The sequence below is a fragment of the Aquimarina spongiae genome, assembly GCF_900141785.1.
Classification (GTDB): domain Bacteria; phylum Bacteroidota; class Bacteroidia; order Flavobacteriales; family Flavobacteriaceae; genus Aquimarina; species Aquimarina spongiae.
This window is the reverse complement of sequence record NZ_FQYP01000001.1, coordinates 988,001-1,008,687: the sequence shown is the minus strand read 5'-3', so window position 1 is coordinate 1,008,687 and position 20,687 is coordinate 988,001. Positions and strand designations below refer to the sequence as shown.

Here is a 20,687-nt window from a genome sequence, read left to right as displayed (position 1 = left end):
AGTATATAGAGATTTTAAAAATGGAACTAGTGAAAGAAAAGAAATATGATTATTTAATTGTTGGGGCAGGACTTTTTGGGAGTGTTTTTGCTCATGAGATGACCAAGAGAAATAAGAAATGTTTGGTTATCGACAAGCGAGATCATTTAGGAGGAAATGTATATTGTGAGGAAAAGGAAGGGATTAATGTTCATAAATATGGGGCTCATATTTTTCATACCAATGATAAAAGAATTTGGGATTATGTAAATCAGTTTGCCACCTTTAATAATTATGTCAATTCGCCAGTATCTTTATCCAAAGGGAAATTATACAATTTACCTTTTAATATGAATACTTTTTATCAGCTATGGGGTACCAAAACTCCAGAAGAAGCTAAAGCAGTAATCGATAAACAAATTGAAGAGTACGGTTCTAAATCCCCTAAAAATTTGGAGGAGCAGGCTTTATCTTTAGTAGGGAAGGATATTTATGAAACTTTAATCAAAGAGTACACTGAGAAACAATGGGGTAAAAAGGCAACAGAATTACCTGCGTTTATTATAAAAAGACTACCCGTGCGTTATACGTATAATAACAATTACTTTAATGATAAGTATCAAGGAATTCCCGAGGGAGGATATAACACGATCATCGAAGGATTGCTAGAAGGTGTCGAAACCAAAACCGGTGTTGACTTTTTTCAGGATAAAGAACACTTATTATCATTAGCAGATAATATAGTGTATACGGGTAAGATAGATGAGTTCTACGAGTACAAATACGGACAATTAGAGTATCGTTCCTTACGTTTCGAACATGAATTGCATGATATGCCCAATTATCAAGGAAATGCAGTGGTAAACTATAATGATAGCGAATATGCGTTTACCAGAATAATCGAGCATAAGCATTTTGAGTTCGGAAACCAGGAAAAAACCATAGTTACCAAAGAGTACCCAGAACAATGGGACCGCAGCAAAGAAGCGTATTATCCCATAAACAATGATCAAAATCAAGAGATATTTAGACAATACAAAAAAGAAGCCGAGAAAGAGGATAGTGTCATTTTTGGCGGACGGTTAGCAGAATATCGATATTATGATATGCACCAAATCATAGCTTCTTCGCTAAACAAAGTACAAGAAGTTCTTAAGTTAGAAGCGAATACATAAAGCCTACAAAATTAGTTGAAAAACTATTGGGTTTTTTCAATTGGTATGTTAACTTTGTGTAACGAAGTATTGTGTAAAATTTATAATGAGTGATTTAATTGATATTGTTGATTCTCTTGAGAATAGGATAAGCAAACTGCTTCATAAGTATGAATTAATGAAAAGGCAGAATGTAGATCTCAAGAAGAAAATTCAGGAATTAGAGGCTAATTCCTCACTCCAACAAGATGAATTAAAGCATTGGGAAGAAAAGTTCAGTGCACTCAAAAATGCCAATGCAATACTGGGCAGTGACGAATATAAAAGGGAGACCAAGCTCAAAATAAACGCCTTGATTAGAGAGATAGATATGTGTATTGCACAACTCTCAGAATAATAGATGTATGGCAGAAAAGCTTAAAATCAAACTATCAATAGCAGATCGAGTATACCCACTTACGATCAATCCTGAACAGGAAGAAGGATTGCGTAAAGCTGCAAAAAATATAGATGCTATGATAAAGCAGTTTGAGCAGAGCTATGCGGTAAGAGATAAGCAAGACGTTTTAGCAATGTGTGCATTGCAATTTGCGGCTCAGGTTGAACAAAAAAGTATAGATAAAAACGACGATATGGTTAATGTAGCAAGCCGATTAAGTGCGCTTAATGAATTGCTGTATGATCATCTGTCATAACGTTCTTTAAAATAAATAAGGTTACTGCCTGCACTAGTTGTATTTTGATAAACTCAACAAGAATTAATTAAAAAGGGTGAGTTTAAGTTGTAAAAGCGCGCCGCCTTGAGCGGATTCTTGAGCAATTTGTTAGCCCTAAACCTGTTTTTACAGAGTTTATACGAAACCTTTACTAGTGCAGGCTTTTTTTATATATAAACATCAACAACAATTATGGATAACACTATATTTTTGATTGTAGCTTCAGTGGTGGGGTTAGTGGTAGGTTTTATTATCGCTAAGGTCTTGGAGCGCAGTAAAGCATCAGAAATTATTAAAAATGCGAAAAAGACGTCGGCAAGTATTGTTAGAGAGGCTAAGAGTGAAGGAGAAACAATTAAGAAAGACAAGATACTACAGGCAAAAGAAAAATTTATTGAACTAAAGTCTGAACATGAGAAAGTAATTCTCTCACGTGATAAGAAGATGGCCGAGGCTGAAAAAAGAACTAGAGATAAAGAATCTCAGGTGTCTAACGAGCTGTCTAAAAACAAAAAATTAAATGTAGAGCTAGAAGATAAGATAAAGACGTATAATCAGCGTAATGAGTATCTAGACAAAAAGCAGACTGAACTTAAAAAGCTACATAAGAGTCAAGTGCAACAACTCGAGGTAATTTCTGGTTTGTCTGCAGAGGAGGCTAAAGAACAGCTGGTAGAGTCTTTAAAAGAACAAGCCAAAACAGATTCAATGGCTTTGATTCAGGATACCATTGAAGAAGCAAAACTTACAGCTCAACAAGAAGCAAAGAAAGTTATTATCAATACGATCCAAAGAATCGGGACCGAAGAGGCTATAGATAATTGTGTTTCTGTATTTAATATTGAGAGCGATGATGTAAAAGGTAGGATTATTGGTCGAGAAGGACGAAACATTAGAGCAATAGAAGCAGCAACAGGAGTAGAGATTATTGTAGATGACACCCCTGAAGCAATTATTTTATCCTGTTTTGATTCTGTGCGTCGCGAGGTTGCTAGATTATCGCTTCACAAACTGGTAACTGATGGTAGAATTCACCCAGCTCGTATTGAAGAGATTGTAAAGAAGACCAAAAAACAGATTGAAGAAGAAATTATAGAAGTAGGTAAACGAACAGTAATTGACCTAGGAATTCATGGTTTACATCCCGAGTTGATTAAAACAGTAGGGAGAATGAAATATAGATCTTCTTATGGTCAGAACCTGTTGCAACACTCCAGAGAAGTAGCTAAACTTTGTGGAGTAATGGCAGCAGAACTGGGGTTGAATCCTAAATTAGCCAAAAGAGCAGGACTTCTGCATGATATTGGTAAAGTACCGGAGACTGAAACAGAGGTGCCTCACGCGATTTTAGGAATGCAATGGGCAGAAAAATATGGAGAGAAAGCAGAGGTTTGCAACGCTATTGGAGCTCACCACGACGAGGTAGAAATGACCTCTTTGATATCACCAATTATTCAGGTTTGTGATGCTATTAGTGGGGCCAGACCAGGGGCCAGACGTCAGGTGTTGGATTCTTATATTCAAAGATTGAAAGATCTGGAAGAAATAGCGTTTGCATTCGACGGAGTGAAAAAGGCCTATGCGATACAAGCAGGGCGTGAACTTCGTGTAATTGTAGAGAGTGAAAAAGTAAATGATGAAAGAGCATCAAGCCTTTCTTTTGAAATTTCACAAAAGATTCAAACAGACATGACATATCCAGGGCAGGTAAAAGTGACTGTGATTAGAGAAACAAGGGCTGTAAATATTGCAAAATAAACGGTTCTGTATAATATACACTTGGAAAGTGAAGTCGTTGGGCTTCACTTTTTTTATGGCTAGTCGTGATGTTTTTTTAGGATTTCTTCTTTCCAGTCAATAGCTTCTTTCAAAGTTTCGAACAACCTAAAATCTTTTTTGAAAAACATCTTTTCCATTTCAAATTGTTGTTTTTGCTGTGGGTCTGGAGATACTACCGCGAATCCCATTAGATTAGGTATTTTGGAAGACTCTGCATGAATGATTGGGTTAATAGAAAAAGAATGTACCCGATGCGATATGTATACAAAAGGTTTGTTTTTGTAGTGGATGTCGATCAGCTTAGCAAATATTTTGAGATTCTCTGGGGTGGTTGTTACGCCCTCATGTATTCTTGAAATTACATAGTTTTCATAAACATCTAGGTCGCAAAAGTCTAGATTATAGGATGTAATCATTTGTGCCATAGATGAGTAAGCTGGAATTTTAATTTAAGATACGAATAATTTTCGTGAGTTTAGAACCTAACCTTCTATATTTTAAACACAAAAGGATAAAATATCTTAAATAACCATGATGTACATAGAAGTTAGAAGACTTCAACAATACTCTTTGTACTCTCCCTTTCTATCAAGTTGGTTTTAATCACTTTGGTGGTGTAAGTTATTGGAGTATCCGTTTGTTCTATCCTATTAATTAGCATTTTGGCAGCAATTTCACCCAAATAGGTACTATGCTGACTTATTGTTGTAATAGAAGGACTTACATAGCGAGGTAATATCCCATTGGTGAAACCAATGATTGAAATATCTTCAGGAACTCGGTATCCTCTAGATTTCACTAGTTTTAAGGTGTTGACTGCTGCGTCTTCTTCAAGACAAAGGATAGCATCTACTTTTTTAGAGTCTAGCATGATCTTCAATAAAGTATTGATGTCATTAAATTCGTCTACTTTCAAAATTAAGGCATCATCAATAGGTAGTTTCGCTTCCAAAAGAGCTTGTTTGTATCCTTCTAATCTTAATTTACCCACGCTTAAACGATGAATATTGGATACAATAGCAATATTTCGGCATCCTGTATTGATGAAATGTTTGGTGGCGTTATAAGCTCCTTCTTTATCATTTACAACAACCTTGTCACAATCAATAGCATCAGTAATACGATCGATCATCATCATTGGGATACCTTGATTTATGGTATTTTGAAAATGGCTAAAATCCTTTCTCACCTGGGTTTCTTCAGCAATGGATAAAATAAATCCGTCCAAATACGAGTTTTTTAAAAGCTCAATAGCTCCAGCTTCCTTTTCCAGAGATTCGTTAGAGATACAGGTGATAAGATTGTATCCTTTTTCAGTAGCTATTTTTTCGATACCAACAAAAACTTTAGTAAAAAATTGATTCAACATATTTGGGATAATGACTCCAATGGTTTTGGTGTTTTTTTGTAACTCTACCCTTGGATCTATAATGAATGATTTATAGCTATGAGCTTCGGCATATGCTCTAATTTTTGTTTTGGTTTCTATACTAATTTCATAACTGTCACTAAGTGCTTTGGATACTGTAGCGATAGATACATTGAACTCTTTCGCTATTGCTTTTTGAGTGATTCTATTCTTTTTCATACCGGACAAATTTCTAATATGAGTTTCAATACTTATTGCTATTACTTTTTATCAAAAACTTTTTGCAATTAAAAGTTTTGAGTAGTTCTTATTGAAATTTAAATCATTTTTTCGCCAATTAATTAGCATTATCTCATTAATTAATGTTTAAATTTTAAAATACAACATGATTTATAGAGAGTGCTTCAAATGTGATATAAGCAGAAGAGTCAATTTGAAATTCGGGACATAAAAACGATATAAATCGTATGACTATGAAAAAGGACCGCATCAAAATCGCAATGGACTTTTTAGGATATTCATAATTAAAGAAAGACTACTCATATCATATTAACAATCTCATAACTTTTGATGCATCATGATTTATAGGATTTGCTTCAAATGTGTTATTCGGTTGCATGTTCTTATGATAGTTTTGGTTTTTATTAAGATTTTAAGTTAAAAAGAGAGTATTTGTTAGTAAATGTTTTGTCATTTTAAGAAAAATATATTCTCGTGTAATAAAACAACAGTAATCATAGGATATGGAATCAGTCTTGGGGCAATTAGATTGGGTAGTATTAGGCACCTACTTTTTAGCATTAATTGGAGTTGCAGTATGGGTAATATTGCAAAAAAATAAGGATACGGCGGATTATTTTTTGGCAGGGAGAAATGTAGGATGGTTCGTAATCGGGGCTTCTATTTTTGCTTCCAACATAGGATCAGAACATGTCGTAGGTTTGGCAGGAACCGGAGCAGAATCAGGAATGCCAATGGCGCATTACGAATTACATGCATGGATAGTATTGCTTTTAGGATGGCTGTTTCTTCCTTTTTATATGCGTAGTAAGGTATTTACTATGCCCGAGTTTTTAGAAAAACGTTTTGATAGCCGTTCAAGATGGTTTTTATCTGTGTTTTCATTAGCCGGATATGTAATTACTAAGGTTTCGGTGACCATTTACGCGGGTGGAATTGTAGTTTCAGAATTGCTAGGTATTCCTTTTTGGTATGGAGCTATTGGGATAGTTGTTTTCACTGGTGCATATACCATTATTGGAGGAATGAAAGCCGTTATATATACAGAAACACTACAAACAGTTGTGTTAATAGCCGGATCGATTATTATTACCTATCTAGGGCTTCAAGAAGTTGGAGGATGGGAAAATCTAAGAGCAACAGCGGGTTCAGATCATTTTAATATGTGGAGACCAATGTCTGATCCAGATTTTCCTTGGACCGGTTTATTAGTAGGAGGAACTATAGTAGGGGTATGGTATTGGTGTACTGATCAATATATAGTACAACGAACTTTGGCAGCAAATAATATTAAGATTGGTAGGAGAGGTGCCATTTTTGGGGCATATCTCAAGATACTTCCGATCTTTATTTTCCTGATCCCTGGGATCATAGCTTTCGCCTTAGCAAAACAAGGAGTTCTTGAATATGAAAGAGCAGATGAAGTATTTCCAGTGCTGGTAAAAACATTATTGCCTACTGGAATCAAAGGTTTGGTGGCTGGTGGTTTGATGGCTGCATTGATGAGCTCTTTGGCCTCAGTATTTAACTCTTGCTCTACGATATTCACCATAGATATTTATAAAAAAATGAAGCCAGAAACTCCTGAAAAAAAGTTATTAAATATCGGACGGGTAGCTACCGCTTTGGTAGTGATTTTGGGAATTATTTGGATTCCGATTATGAATAAAATAGGAGGAGGAGTATTGTATCAATATCTACAAAGTGTTCAATCTTATATTGCTCCTCCTATCACTGCAGTTTTTGTCCTAGGGATTATTTGGAAGAGAGTAAATTCAAAAGCGGCAATTGTAACCTTGTTTTCCGGATTATTGATTGCCGGCTTACGTATTACTGCAGAGATTAGCAAGGACGATTTATCTGGAGTACTATATAAGTTTGCCACCATTAACTTTGCACATATGGCTATTTTTATGTTTATTTTTTCCGTTTTGGTTTGTATCACTACTAGTCTGGTAACGGCTCCACCAAATTATCATACGATCAAAGGATTAGCATTTGGAACACTTTCCCAGTCTCAAAAAGAAGAGGCCAAAGCTAGCTTTACATGGTTGGATGTAGTGTTATCTGTTTTATTAGTAGTAGTTGTAATTGCTGTATTGACTTATTTTACAGGATAATTGGATGGAGATTATCGTCAGAAATAGCTTTTTGTTGAGTTACTCTTTATGTCAAATTTGAGGATAAAAAGGACAATAAAATATAGATAAAGAAAAAGATAGTAACTTTAGTTTTTGTAATACCCCTCGTTTATGTGCATCAAAAGGACCATATTTTCAATTTTCTCTTTCCTGTTATTGATGATTAATCTTTGGGGACAAGAGCCTACTGTAGATTTCAATTTTGTGTCCACAAAAGATGGAATTTCAAAAACAGCAGTGTCTACCATTATAGAGGATCACTATGGTTTTATTTGGATAGGAACCAACGGAGCAGGGATTCATAGATATGATGGTATCGAATATATCTCATATCCCGATACCTCCAAAGATTCAGTATCCATAAATAGTAGTATGATCTTTTGTACGTATTTGGATAAGAACAATAGGTTGTGGGCAGGAACAGAAAGTGGATTAAGTCTATATGATAGAAGCCAGGATCGATTTAAAAATATAAGCCTAACCAAAGATGCAGATAATGGTTTTAATAACCATATGGCGGTGAGTAGCATTACCGAAGATCATGAGGGGAATCTATTTGTCAGTGTTTTTGAAAAAGGATTATTTAAACTCGATACTGAGGATTTTGAAGCACATCATATTCCTAATATTGGTTTTAGTACAACGTCAAAAAATGGAATTTTAAATATTTATACCCTGAAAACAGATAGAAAGGGTAAAGTATATGCAGGAACTAATGTAGGTCTTAAAGAGTATGATCCCGACACACAAACGCTCAGACCTTCGTTGTTTTTGTCTAATAATGATTCTCAAACCATTCAGGAACCTATTCAATCCTTATTCATTAGTGAAGAAAATAACATCTGGATTGGGAGTTTATCTTCAGGATTGTATAAGGTGAATAGACAAGAGGAAGATATAGAAATATTGCATTTACCCATAACTTCAAAGAGAATATTATCATTAGCGGTAGCATCCGATGGAACTATTTTGTGTGGAACAGAGAATGACGGACTTTTTCATATGGACAAAGCAGGGAACGTAATCAAAAACTACTTGTTTGATAAAAAAGATGATAGCAGTATTCGTTCTAATTCCATATGGTCATTGTTTCTGGATAAAAATGATAGAATTTGGATGGGATATTACAACAGTGGTATTGGAGTCTATGATAAGTTGTACGATAAGTTTGAACAAATAGAAAGCTTGCCAAGTGTTGCCAATTCTTTAGAAGCAAGCGCGGTTACGGGAATTGTTCAGGATCAGAAGAACAGGTTTTGGATGAGTATGGATGGAGGAGGAATAGATATCTATGATCCGCAAACCTTAAAGTTTAAACATATCCATACAAAAAGCACAGATTTTGGGGGTTTGACTAGTAATGACATCCAGGCCATTTACTTTGATAGTAAAGAAAACCTATGGGTAGGGAGTTGGAACAGTGGCATATTTCTTTTGAAAAAAGGGTCACAACAATTTGTCAATTTTAATCCAACAAATACCAATGGAGCACTTACTACTAATAGTATTTTGAGCTTTTCAGAAGACTCTAATGGTAAAATTTGGATAGGCACCTTTTATGGTGGGTTATTATCCTATGATTATGATAGTAATGAGATTACACATCATAATAGTAAGACATTCATGCAGCAAAATATACACACAAGTTCTATAAGAAGAGTTCTTGTAGATCATAATGATCATATTTGGGTGGGAGCAACTACAGGTTTGTTTAAGGTAGTTCCGCAAGAGCAAAATACCTATTCAATTGTCTCTATTCGACAAAAGATGTCTCCAAAAAACCAAAACTCTCTAAATGCGAATCATATTTTATCTATTTACGAAAGTTCAGATCATATGATTTGGATCGGAACCCGCGGACAGGGATTGTGTAGATATGATGAAAATCAAAATACTTTTAGATGGTATAATCAACAGAATGGTTTGCAGGAAGAAAATGTTTCTGCTATTATCGAAGATCGAGATGGTCATATTTGGGTAAGTGGAAATCAGGGAATTCATAAGTTGGATGTTCAAACCAATATAGTTTCAGGGTATAATGTAAATGATGGTTTGTTATCTAATGATTATAATTTCAATGCGGTACATCGAGACGAATCTGGCAATCTGTATTTTGGGAATTATAAGGGAATCGATTACTTCAATCCTAGAAATATCAAGATCAATACAAGTACACCTAATCTATACCTCACCGGTTTTAAGTTGTTTAACAAAAATGTGATTCCCGGCGAAAAAGACTCACCGTTAGAACAGGTGATTTCTGAAACAGATAGCATTTCACTAACGCATACACAGTCTGTTTTTACGATAGAATATGCAGGAGTAAATTATACGAGACCAGAAAAGAACCAATATGCCTATTATTTGGAAGGTTTGGAAGAATCCTGGAATTATGTAGGTAACATGAGAAGTGCTACCTATACCAATTTGGATTATGGGAATTATACGTTTAAAGTAAAGGTGGCTAATAACGATGGTGTTTGGAATGAAACCCCATTAGAATTAAAAATCACCATATTACCTCCCTGGTGGAAAACAAATTGGGCAATTGCTGCTTATGCATTGTTGTTTTTACTAGGCATTTATTTATTGAATGCCCTAACTCAAAATAGGATCAAAGAAAAACAGCTCATTGAAAACGAAAGGGAGAAAAGAATAAAAGAAGAAGAGTTAAACAATAAAAAATTACAATTCTTTACCAATATCTCGCATGAGTTTAGAACACCTCTAACTTTAATCATCAATCCAATTATTGATATTATCAATAGTAAGAAATATCAATTTCCAGAAGAAATAAGAGAAAAGCATCTTGTTATTCACAAAAATACAGATCGACTTTCCAGGTTGATCAATGAGCTCATGGATTTCCGAAAATTGGAAATGAATAAATTGAGAGTGAAAGCGCAGCGTTTGGATATCATTGATTTTGTAGTCGAGGTGGTGAGTTATTTTAAACAAGAAGCATATCATAAAAATATTAGCTTAAGTGTAGAGCATAACTTGGATACCTTAGAAGGATGGGTAGATAAAAGCATGATGGAGAAAATCATCTTTAATCTTTTATCCAATGCTTTTAAGGTAACTCCCGAAGGTGGAAATATTTTAATAGAAATCTACAGCAATACACTTGAATCAAAAGGGAATACTAGCCCACAGAATACTTTTGAAATTTGTATCTCCGACACAGGACCAGGACTCAAAAAGGAACAGTTGGATAAGATTTTTGAGCGATTTTACCAGGTAAATAACCTTAACAAGTGGTATTATGGGGGAACAGGGATAGGGCTAGAAGTGGTGAGAGGATTAGTAGAATTACACAAAGGAAACATCCAGGTGGATAGCGAAGTGGGTAAAGGCACGACTTTCAAAGTAGTTTTACCCTTGGGGAATTCCCATTTTCAGGAAGATGAAATGAGCCTTAGTAAATCGGTAGAGGGAAAACCCAAGATTGAAAATATAGTTTTGTCTGCTCCAAAGGAAATAGAGGAAGAGAAAAAACAAGAATCCAAAGAACACAGACTTCTTATCGTCGAGGATAATACCGAACTACGTAATTATCTCAAAAGAGAATTGACCGATAGATATAAAATTTTTACCGCTTCAAATGGTGCAGAAGGTTTGGAAAAAGCTAAAAATGAAATCCCAGATATTATCATTACCGATGTAATTATGCCAGAAATGGATGGTTTTGATTTTTGTGCCGCAATAAAGAATGATATTCAAACCAGTCATATTCCTCTGTTGATGCTCACTGCCAAAACTATGCATGAAGATCGTTTAAAAGGGATAGAATCTGGAGCGGATGCTTACCTGAGTAAACCATTTGATCTTAGAGTGCTAAAGTCACGTTTATCTCAATTATTGACTAGTAGACAATTGCTGTTTAATAAATACTTCAGTGCTATAGTTGATAATGATATCGAAACCAACACTACTTCTTTGGATAAAGATTTTATTGAGAAGGTGTTGAACTATATCAACGAAAATATTAATGATCCCAATCTTGGTGTAGAATCATTAGCTTATCAATTAAATCTAAGCAGAAGCCAATTTTATCGAAAAATCAAGACCCTGACTGGGCAAACTGCCAATCAATTTTTAAGAAACATCCGTTTACAAAGAGCCAAACAAATTCTTGAAAAAGGACATAATAATATTAGTGATGTTTGCTACCAGGTTGGATTTTCTTCACCATCATACTTTACAAAGTGTTTTAGAAATCATTTTGGAATCCTGCCGACAGAGGTCGAAACGGAACAATCCTAGTCCCATATTTTCTTAACAAAGCCGTAGCTAAAGTAAATTAACTGCCTATGCTCCTTTAGCAATAGCATTTATGTAGCCTTGTATTCTCATTCTGAAGCATCCCTTTGTTTATCTGGGGTTATGCAACAAATTTTGCAGTTAATGCTCTTTTTGTAGCATTATTTTTTCATATCCGTTTCTAAATTGTTAAAAAATTCAGGACTAAATAATGGCATGAAGAAAAAATATTCGAGGCTAAAGATTTTAGTAGAGATTATGTTGATAGGAATCGTATTCGGGCTCCTTGTTTTGATCTTGAGTTTTATGTCATGAAATCATTAAACAACAATAAAATAGGAAACAATAAGCAATGAAAAAACTCTTGAAGCTTTGTAACGTAATTCTCCTAGCATTGCTATTGCAATTGGATATGGGATGTATGGCAAAAAAAGAATATGAATACAAATTTCAAAATCCAAAATTAGAGGTTACTGAACGAGTAAATGATTTAATAGATCAGATGACCCTTGCAGAAAAAGTCTCTCAAATGCGTTATGATGCTCCTGCGATTGATCGCTTGGGTATCCCCGCATATAATTGGTGGAATGAATGTTTGCATGGAGTAGCAAGAGCAGGAGAAGCCACAGTTTTTCCTCAGGCGATAGGGATGGGCGCTACATTTGATAAATCATTGATGTTTGAAATAGGTACGGTGATTTCTGACGAGGCTAGAGCAAAACATCATCGCTTTGTGAAAGAGAATAAACGAGGGATATATCAGGGACTTACTTTTTGGACTCCTAATATTAATATTTTTAGAGATCCCAGATGGGGGCGCGGACAAGAAACCTATGGAGAAGATCCATATCTCACCGGTAGAATGGGAGTGAACTTTATAAAAGGTTTACAAGGAGACGATCCCAAATATTTTAAGGTAATTGCTACTGCAAAACATTTTGCCGTACATAGTGGGCCGGAAAAGTCCAGACACGAAGACAATTACCATACTTCAGACAAAGATCTTAAAGAAACTTATCTGCCAGCTTTTGAAGCAGCAATCAAAGAAGCCAATGTACAATCTGTAATGTGCGCCTACAATAGATATAGAGATGAAGCATGTTGCGGGAGTAACTTGTTATTAAATGACATTCTTAGAAAAGAATGGGGTTTTGATGGGTATGTGGTTTCAGACTGTTGGGCACTCAATGATTTTTGGGAGCCAAATAAACATGGGTTATCCAAAGATGCAACAGAGGCTTCTGCCTTGGCAGTAGAAAGAGGAACAGATCTAAACTGTGGAAATGTATTTGATCCCAACCTCACTGACGCTGTTTTAAAAGGAATCGTAGATGAAACCAAAGTAGATCGGGCATTGTCCAGATTGATGGAAGCCAGATTTAAATTGGGAATGTTTGATCCTGATCAAATGGTGCCTTGGTCGGATATTCCTTATGAAGTTGTAGGCAGTGAAAAACATTATAAGTTATCAGAAAAAACAGCACGCGAATCCATAGTGCTTTTGAAAGATGAAAAACAAACATTACCGCTAGATAAAAACATTTCTTCAATTGCAGTTATAGGACCTAATGCAAACTCAAAACAGGTGTTATTGGGGAATTACCATGGTACTCCTCATAACCGAATTACTCCTTTAAAAGCGATTAAAGAAAAACTACCTAACGCCCAAGTACATTATGCCAAAGGAAGTAATATCGCAGAAGGATGGCCTTTATTAGAATCTATCCCATCAAATGCCCTTAAAAATGGAAGTAACCATGGACTAAAAGGAGAATATTTTGACAATCAAAAATGGGAAGGAACTCCAAAATTCACTAGAAACGATAGTGTAATAGACTTTATATGGATGCCCAAAAAACCAATTGATGGTTTGGTTTCGGATGAGTTCTCTGTAAAATGGACAGGACAATTGATAGCTCCAAAAACTGGGAAGTACCGAATTGGATTACGAGCCAGCAGTGGAGGGAAATTTTATGTCAATGACACTTTAAAGTTTGAGTTCAGTGATGACCATGAACCTAAAACCAGATACTTTGATACTGATTTAGTCCAGGGGGAAGCAAAAGATATAAGAATAGAGTTTTTTAACTATCATACAGATCCACAGGCGCAATTGGTATGGGCACACATGGATGAAGATTTGCTATCAACAGCTATAGAACTGGCTAAAAAGTCTGAAGTAGTAGTACTATGCTTAGGACTGTCTCCTGACATTGAAGGAGAAGAAATGCCAGTGGTACTAGAAGGATTTGATAAGGGGGATCGATCAGAGATTTCTTTACCAAAATCACAACTAAGGCTTATGAAAGAGGTAGCCGCTCTTGATAAGCCTATAGTTTTGGTTTTAATGAATGGAAGTGCATTAGCTGTAAATTGGGCTGATGAACATATACCCGCAATTGTAGAATCTTGGTATCCAGGAGAATTTGGAGGAAAAGCCATTGCAGATGTATTATTTGGAGATTACAATCCTGCTGGTCGCTTACCGGTAACTTTTTATAAATCCACAGAAGACCTCCCGGATTTTAAGTCCTATGATATGACCAATCGTACCTATAAGTACTTCAAAGGAGAACCTCTGTATCCTTTTGGACATGGATTGTCCTATACCAATTTCACCTATGATCATCTAGAAATGCCTAATGAGATCAAACTTAATGAAGATATTCCAATTACTGTTGAGGTTACCAATACAGGAAAGAGAGAAGGAGACGAAGTTGTACAGCTTTATATATCTCATAACGTCCATGATGAGGATGCTCCGGTACACTCGCTAGTAGGTTTCGAACGGATTAGTCTGAGTGTAGGTGAAACCAAAAAAGTAAGCTTCAAAATTACCCCAAAGCAATATGCTCGTATTACTTCAGAAGGAAAAATTGATATCACTCCCGGATCAATTCAATTTCATGTAGGAGGAAAACAACCTAACCTAAAAACCAATCCTAAAGGAGCAGAATTGATACAAGTACTTACAAAAACAACCACCCTTAAATAAACAGAAATATGAAAACAAAAATTGCTATACAACAGTTTATTAATAATCAAAAATCACACTTATGATCAAACTCAAACTTGCAATTATTGCAATACTCATAATTGGAATACAACCCGTTTTGTCGCAAGGAGATAGTATAACTGGTATGGTAACAGATCAGAACAACTCGCCATTGCCAGGAGTTACTGTGTTGGTAAAAGGAACCAGCAACGGTACAACTACAGATTTTGACGGGAACTACGAGTTAAAAGGGGTTTCTAAAGGAAACACCATACAATTCTCATATCTGGGAATGGAAACCGTAGAAAGAATTTACACCGATTCAAAACGCATCAACATCGTCATGACTCAGGATGCCACCGATTTGGATGAAGTCGTATTAATAGGATACGGAGAAAGTAGTAAAAAAGACTTAACCTCTGCAATTTCTACCATCAGTGCAGAAACGCTAGCAAAGCAAACTATCCCCAATATTGATCAGGGAATTCAGGGGTTAGTTTCCGGTGTTACCGTTACCCGAAGTTCTGGACAACCTGGAGGAGCAGTTTCTATACGGGTTAGGGGGATCACATCGGTTACAGGAACCAACGAACCTCTTTATATCATTGATGGAGTAAACGTAACCAATGCTTCTACGCAATCTTTCAATTTTTCTCGTTTTGGAGGTACAGGAGGGCAAACAGCGGTAAGTCCACTTTCTGCGTTAAATCCAAATGATATAGAATCTATAACGGTATTAAAAGATGCATCTGCAGCTGCCATTTATGGAGCTCAAGCATCGAACGGTGTGGTGCTGATTACCACAAAACGAGGAAAGGTAGGAAAGGCTAAAATCAGTTATGAAACCTACGGAGGGGTACAGTTTGCTCCAAACTTGATTGATATGATGAACCTTAGAGAGTATGCTGCGTATACTAATGAAGCCAGACAAACACCATCAGTAAATCTCCCGCCGCTTCCTCAGTTCGAGGATCCCAGTATTTTGGGAGAAGGGACAGATTGGCAGCGCGCTATTTTTCGAGCAGCACCAATCACAAATCATCAACTGTCATTGTCAGGCGGTAAAGAAAATGCAAAGTTTTATGCATCGATCAATTATTTTGACCAGGAAGGAATTGTTATTAATTCTGGGCTACGAAGATTTGGAGCTCGATTAAATTTGGACTACAAGGTAAATGACTGGTTGAAATTTGGACATAATATTAATTTGAGTAATTCTCTTGAAGAAGTGGGGTTAAACGATTCTCGAAATGGTACCATAACTACAGCTTTAAGACAGACTCCAGATATACCTATCAGAAATCCAGACGGAACCTTCGGATCGCCAGACAATGTGTTGGGTAATACCGCTGCATTAAACCCGGTAGCATCTGCAGAAATTAGGAGTAGTACGCTAGAGCGATATAAAATCAATGGAAACCTATTTTTGGATCTGCAACTAGCAAACAATTTAAGTTTTAGAACAGATCTTGGATACGATTATAATACTGCAAAGACCGAAAGTTTTTTTCCAACCTTTGATTTTGGATCTATTAAAAATGATACCAATACAGCATTTAAGTCAGCAAACGAAGGTTTTTATTATCTATTTAAAAATTACTTGACCTATTCACCACAATTTGGAGATCATAGATTTAGATTGTTATTAGGGGCCGAGGCGCAGAAGAGCCAATTTCAAGGTTTGTCAGGACAACGATCAAATTTCCCAAGTAATGAAGTGGATGGCTTAAATACGGGTGATGCCGAAGAGTCATTGGCAGAATCTTTTGAGGGATCTAGTACTATCGCGTCTTACTTTGGTAGAATCAATTACAATTATTTAGACAAGTATTTGCTATCTGCCTCGGTGCGATATGATGGATCTTCAAAATTTGGACCTAATAATCGTTGGGGGGTGTTTCCATCAGCTTCTGCAGCATGGGTAGTGAGTGAAGAACCTTTTATGGAAAGCGTTTCCAATGTATGGGATTACTTCAAGATAAGGGTAGGATACGGTACCAGTGGTAACCAACAGATCAGTGATAATCTTTTCAGAACCTTGCTTAGAAATGTAAATACAGCTTTAGGGAGTGGGTTTAGCGCCGCAAACTTTCCAAATGCAGATGTCGCTTGGGAATCGTTGATTTCGCCTAACCTGGGAGTAGAATTAGGATTCTTGAATAGTAAAATCCGATTAGATGTAGATGTATATAGAAAAACGTCAAAAGACTTTTTGGCTATTCAACCCTTACCAGGCTTTTTAGGAAGTTTGAACTCCTTGTCTTTTATCGGTATTCAACCTCCAGTATTGAATTTTGGAGAAATGATCAACGATGGTATTGATGTGAATTTGTCGACAAAGAATATTAATAAAGAGCATTTTAGCTGGGATTCCAATATTGTTTTTTCTCTATATAGAAATGAAATCAGAGAACTATCCAATGATGATGATGCTATTATAGGTACGATACAAGATGAGGATGTTATTGCCGATTTAACCAGATCGCAAGTAGGACAACCCATCGGAATGTTCTTTGGTTTTGTTACCGATGGTTTGTTTAGATCCCAGGAAGAACTAAACAATGGTCCTATTCCTGCGGAAAGCTCTATTAGTGAGGCCAATGGAACGTGGCTAGGAGATATTCGATTCAGAGATTTGAATGATGATGGCGTTATTGATGCCAATGATAGGACATTCATAGGTAATCCGCATCCAGACTTTACCTTCAGTATTACCAACAACTTTAGATACAGAATGTTTGACTTATCGATCTTTCTTCAGGGATCATATGGTAACGATATTTACAATTATACCAGAGTTTTTACAGAAGGGATCAATCGCTTCAATTCAAATCAAGCAACTACAGTTATTGATAGATATAGCGCTACAAACCCTAATGGAAGTTTACCTAGATATTCTGATGGAGATAGAAATGGAAACACAAGAGTATCGGATCGTTTTATTGAAGATGGTTCTTATCTCAGGATACAAAGTGTAACATTAGGCTGCACATTGCCAAAAGACACATTTGGTAAAAACAACTTTTTTGATCGGGTACGAGTATATACCATTCTCCAAAATATATATACACTAACGAATTATTCCGGTTATGACCCAGAAGTAGGTTCTCTAAATCAAAGTGCATTACTGAAGGGAATTGATTTTGGTAGATATCCAGTTCCAAGAACTATTACTCTTGGACTTAATGTTCAATTTTAATTATGAAAAAGGAAAATAATATGATGGGTATGAAAAATAGTTATAAAATTTTTACACACGTTTTGATGTTGATCTTTCTCGCTTCTTGCGGAGACGATTTTTTAGAAGTACCGGTAGTAGATACGATTACCGAGGATAATTTTTATATGACCGATGATCAATTACTAGCTGGAGCAAATACATTATATGGTCAAGCATTTTTTACTGCCAATGACAAGTTTATGTATTCTTTGGATATGTTGGCGGGTAATTCTATAGGGTTCGAAGCTGATGCGCCTTATAAACTGTTTGCGGTGGGAGTCAATAACCGAACACTTTTAGAAGGCTGGGAAGGTTTTTACAAAGGGATTGCTGATGCCAATCAACTATTAAAGATTATTGATCAAGGCTTAAGTCCTGATATTTCTGAAGAAGTTAAAAATCAGGTAGAAGGAGAAGCTCGATTTGTAAGAGCTTTTGCTTACTTCTATTTGGTCAGATTGTGGGGAGAGATTCCTGTGATTGATCAGATTACAGCAGATACCTCTACAAGATATCGTTTGAATACAGTTCCTAGTATTTATGCCTTTATCGAAAGCGATTTGAAAAAGGCAGCGGATCTATTACCGCTTAATCCTTCGGATCAACGTCGAGTAGGGAAAACAGCTCCCTGGGCATTTCTTGCAGAAATGCACCTGACCTTAAAAGACTATGAAAACGCCAGAGCATATGCAAAAATGGTTATCGATAGCGGATTACATAGCCTGCAATCCAACTACCAGGATCAGTTTATAAACCCATCGCTAAGTGTAAACCGAGAAGGGATTTACAGATGGGTTTGGACTTCGATCAATGGATTATGGGGCATACAAAATACCAATCAGGCGTACTTAATTGATGATGATGATTTGGTGGGAAATAACGGAGCTTTTGGTTCTGTAGCACCCAGTGTAGATTTGTTTTTGGCGTTTGATAAAGTAGCAGATCCCGGAGAAGAGGATTTACGGCGTAAATGGATCATTATGGAACCCGGGCGACAGTATGATGAATTAAAAACCGTGGATGGGGGATATACTTTTCCTGAAAATGGTGATAATTCGGCCACCAAAATTCGATACCGGAAATATGTGGTAGGTTCTCTAAACGAACATCCTAACGTATTTTTTATGAGAACTGAAATGAGTACTCAGCTGATGAGGTACGCGGATATCTTATTGATATACGCCGAAGCTATTTTAGGAAACGGCGCATCTACAGGAGATGCACAAGCAATAGACGCTTTTAACCAGGTGAGAAGAAGGGCAGGTCTTTCGGAAAAAATGATGATCAGCAAAGAGGATCTTATGAATGAGAGAAGAATAGAATTGGCTTTGGAAGCCGGTAAATTCTGGTTGGATTTGTTGCGACTGGATAGAACCATGGCAAGAGATATTATCAGAGTACAGAACAGAGGTACGGCAAATAGCTTAGTGCCATTAGATACCGATCCCGTGTTTGTGACCGATATAGATAACGCCAATTTTCTTTTTCCTATTCCAGCTGCAGAGTTATCATTTATAGACACAACAAGTCCAGCGGTAGATTATGTAATTAATGATTAATACAATACATCATGATAAGAAATAATAAATCAAGATTTTCTATCTATAACTTACTGGTTTTATGTTTACCATTGGTGGCATTCATAGTATTATCCTCTTGTGAGAACGATAGTAAAGAAGAAACCTTTGGAGACCCTGTAATCTCAAATATATTATCGTTGGGAGACGATCCAAGGATCAATTCTGGTTTCCCAGATGTACTGGTAAGAGTAGAAGGTAGTGGTCTAAGTAATATGAAAGAGATCATTTTTGACGATAAAATTAATGTAGGCTTTAATACTACTTTGAATTCTGATGTGGCACTTTTTTTTAATGTTCCTTTTGATGTGGATCTTGGGAGTCGTTTTGGAAATCAAAAAGTCACCTTTAAAAATCAGTTTGGAACTACGGTGTCTACAGAATTTGAAATCATTCAACCAGAACCCACTTTAACTGTTCAGGATACTTTTGCTCCGGATAAAGCCGAAGCTGGTGTTGAAATTCGAGTATTTGGAGATTGGTTTTTTAATGTTGAAGATGTTTTGATCGATGGAGAATCGGTGGGAGAATTTACCGTGGTTTCTCCGCAGGAACTCACCTTTATATTTCCAGAGGGAAAAACCGAAACTACAGAATTTACTCTGGTTACTGCTGCCGGATCCGTCTCAAAAGATTTACCAATTCTAGGCGGTATTGTTGAAATTTTGATCACAGATTTTGAAGGAAACGGAATTCCTAGTATCAATGATGATTATCCTTCGGATTGGTTTAGTTATGGAGACAATATGTTCCGTATTGCAGCTGGAATTGGAGCGGACGGAAGTACAGGTGCCGAAATTGTATGGGATGATACGGGTACTGATCCTTTTACGGGAAGCTCACATCAAAGTATAGCCTCGGTGACAACTTCTACAGATGCCGAGAATGCATTTTTGATCATTGATATTAACGGAGATGGTTTTCCAGGAACAGTGATGGAATTTGTTCTGGAAGATGATCGAAGTAATTGGCTATTCAAAGTTCCATTGGAAGGGACAGGATGGCAAACCTTACGATTAAGAATGTCTGATTTTGGTTTCAGTTTTGATCCTGGTAATCAGAGTAATGGTGATGTAAATCCATCTACCATTATAGCGGTAAAAATGCAGATCAGCCACGAAGGAGGAGCAGGAGTGGTTCCGTCTGGATACAAATATGATAATATCAAATTCGAAGTTTTAGAACTGGAATAAATAAGTAGTAGATTAATAAAGAGAGTAATACCAACAGGGAGAAAGGAATGCGACTTTTGTT

Annotated in this window: 12 protein-coding genes and 1 other RNA gene; 11 read left to right on the top strand and 2 right to left on the bottom strand. The window is 36.2% G+C overall.

Annotated elements, in window-relative coordinates:
* Positions 1-29 precede the first annotated feature (29 nt).
* The 5 genes from glf to rny all read left to right on the top strand — a co-directional run bounded on the left by glf (position 30) and on the right by rny (position 3,607).
* Complete coding sequence (glf, locus tag BUE24_RS04470) at positions 30-1,154, top strand: UDP-galactopyranose mutase (protein ID WP_280174017.1); 1,125 nt, start codon at positions 30-32, stop codon at positions 1,152-1,154.
* A gap of 85 nt (positions 1,155-1,239) precedes the next feature.
* Positions 1,240-1,530, top strand: coding sequence for a hypothetical protein (locus tag BUE24_RS04465; protein ID WP_073314280.1), 291 nt, complete (start codon positions 1,240-1,242; stop codon positions 1,528-1,530).
* Positions 1,531-1,537: 7 nt separating this feature from the next.
* Positions 1,538-1,828 (top strand): cell division protein ZapA, encoded by a 291-nt coding sequence (locus BUE24_RS04460; RefSeq protein ID WP_073314278.1) that lies wholly within the window; start codon positions 1,538-1,540, stop codon positions 1,826-1,828.
* 51 nt (positions 1,829-1,879) lie between these two features.
* A non-coding RNA gene (gene ssrS, locus BUE24_RS04455) (6S RNA) lies at positions 1,880-1,986 on the top strand.
* 55 nt (positions 1,987-2,041) lie between these two features.
* Entirely contained in the window at positions 2,042-3,607 is a 1,566-nt protein-coding gene (gene rny / locus BUE24_RS04450; RefSeq protein WP_073314276.1) for a ribonuclease Y, read from the top strand.
* A 59-nt stretch (positions 3,608-3,666) separates the two neighbouring features.
* Here the strand turns inward: rny and BUE24_RS04445 are convergent, their stop codons facing one another.
* Both BUE24_RS04445 and BUE24_RS04440 read right to left on the bottom strand, forming a co-directional pair.
* Positions 3,667-4,053 carry a hypothetical protein gene (locus BUE24_RS04445; RefSeq protein WP_084549392.1) on the bottom strand — a complete coding sequence of 129 codons (387 nt, stop codon included), beginning with the start codon at positions 4,051-4,053 and terminating at the stop codon, positions 3,667-3,669.
* A 122-nt stretch (positions 4,054-4,175) separates the two neighbouring features.
* Positions 4,176-5,216 (bottom strand): LacI family DNA-binding transcriptional regulator, encoded by a 1,041-nt coding sequence (locus tag BUE24_RS04440; protein WP_073314274.1) that lies wholly within the window; start codon positions 5,214-5,216, stop codon positions 4,176-4,178.
* Positions 5,217-5,740: 524 nt separating this feature from the next.
* Here BUE24_RS04440 and BUE24_RS04435 point away from each other — a divergent pair.
* The 6 genes from BUE24_RS04435 (at position 5,741) to BUE24_RS04410 (ending at position 20,626) form a co-directional block, all read left to right on the top strand.
* The gene (locus BUE24_RS04435; RefSeq protein WP_073314272.1) at positions 5,741-7,357 is read left to right on the top strand and encodes a sodium:solute symporter; all 1,617 of its coding nucleotides are present in this window, start codon (positions 5,741-5,743) and stop codon (positions 7,355-7,357) included.
* Between the two features lie 132 nt (positions 7,358-7,489).
* Positions 7,490-11,644, top strand: coding sequence for a hybrid sensor histidine kinase/response regulator transcription factor (locus BUE24_RS04430; RefSeq protein ID WP_073314270.1), 4,155 nt, complete (start codon positions 7,490-7,492; stop codon positions 11,642-11,644).
* A 349-nt stretch (positions 11,645-11,993) separates the two neighbouring features.
* Positions 11,994-14,636: a glycoside hydrolase family 3 protein gene (locus tag BUE24_RS04425; protein WP_073314268.1), complete on the top strand. Its 2,643-nt coding sequence runs from the start codon at positions 11,994-11,996 to the stop codon at positions 14,634-14,636.
* 61 nt (positions 14,637-14,697) lie between these two features.
* Positions 14,698-17,835, top strand: a complete 3,138-nt coding sequence (locus tag BUE24_RS04420) for a SusC/RagA family TonB-linked outer membrane protein (protein WP_073314266.1) — start codon at positions 14,698-14,700, stop codon at positions 17,833-17,835.
* A gap of 2 nt (positions 17,836-17,837) precedes the next feature.
* A complete protein-coding gene (locus tag BUE24_RS04415) occupies positions 17,838-19,415 on the top strand; it encodes a RagB/SusD family nutrient uptake outer membrane protein (RefSeq protein ID WP_073314264.1) in 1,578 nt (525 codons plus the stop codon).
* Between the two features lie 11 nt (positions 19,416-19,426).
* Positions 19,427-20,626, top strand: coding sequence for a CIA30 family protein (locus BUE24_RS04410; RefSeq protein WP_073314262.1), 1,200 nt, complete (start codon positions 19,427-19,429; stop codon positions 20,624-20,626).
* The last annotated feature ends 61 nt before the right edge of the window (positions 20,627-20,687 follow it).